Here is a 1124-nt window from a genome sequence, read left to right as displayed (position 1 = left end):
TGTACTGATCGGTGAGGTTGGTCAACCTGGTGATGGGTGTTGACCCGCCGATTGCGGTGTGGGGCCGGTAGTGGTTGTACTCGTGGAGCCATGCTGGCAGAGCTGCCCGGCGCGCTGATTCGGAGTTGTAGAACTTCTTGAATGCCCAGCCGTCGGCCATGGTGCGGTGGAAGCGTTCGATCTTGCCGTTGGTCTGGGGTCGGTAGGGCCGGGTCTTCTTCACGGCGATGCCGAGCTCTGCGCAGGTGTCGCGCCACAGGAACGACTTGTAGGCCGATCCGTTGTCGGACAGCACGCGCTCGACGACCACGCCGCGTTCGGCAAACCAGGCCACGGCGCGGTAGAGCACGCCGACCGCGGTGGCGGCGGTCTCGTCGTCGTGGATCTCGGCGTAGGCGACACGGGAGTGGTCGTCGATCACGGTGTGCACGTACGCGGTGCCGACCTTGGGACCGTAGTAGGCATTCTTCGCGCCGGTGCGTGCCTTGGTCGCGAGCCGATTGTGTTCGCCCTGCTGTCGTCCGAGGTAGCGCCAGCCGCCGCCGTCGGGGACGTTGCCGAGCTTCTTCACGTCCACGTGGATCAGCGAGCCGGGGTGGGGGTGTTCGTAGCGGCGGATCGGTTCACCGGTCGCTCGATCGACATGGGTGAGGCGGTTGAGCCGGCACCGAACCAGCACCTTGTGCACCGTGGACGGAGCCACACCGACCTTGTCGGCGATCTGCACCGGGCCGAGTCGATGCTTCCAGCGCAGGTGCACGATCTTGCGCACCGCCTGTTGCGGCACCCGGTTCGGTGAGTGGTGCGGGCGCGAGGACGCGTCGTTCATCCCAGACGGGCCGAGACGGCGGTACCGGTCGGCCCACCGCTTCGCGGTCGGCCAGGAGACGTCGTAGCGCTCAGCGGCTCGAGCGATGGGCCAGCCTTGCTCAACGATGAGGCGCGCCAGCCGTAGACGGGCGCGAGGGGTCAGTGCGGCATTAGCGTGGGACACGAAGACCTCCAGGGTGTCGGAGCGGTTCCTTAGACAGCTCCACTCCACGCCCGGAGGTCTTCGCCTACCAAGCTCATTCAGACCGTGTCGTCACACGATCTCGACCAACGTGCCCGATCAGTACAGCTAG

Annotated in this window: 1 protein-coding gene; it reads right to left on the bottom strand. The window is 66.1% G+C overall.

What is annotated here, in order from left to right:
• Window positions 1-994: IS481 family transposase (locus IEZ24_RS21400; RefSeq protein WP_191192900.1), on the bottom strand; the 994-nt coding region annotated here is incomplete at its 3' end.
• Window positions 995-1124: the final 130 nt, after the last annotated feature.

Source organism: Nocardioides ganghwensis (genome assembly GCF_014779655.1).
Taxonomy (GTDB): domain Bacteria; phylum Actinomycetota; class Actinomycetes; order Propionibacteriales; family Nocardioidaceae; genus Nocardioides; species Nocardioides ganghwensis.
The sequence above is the reverse complement of the archived record's forward strand: the minus strand, read 5'-3'. Positions and strand labels throughout refer to the sequence as shown.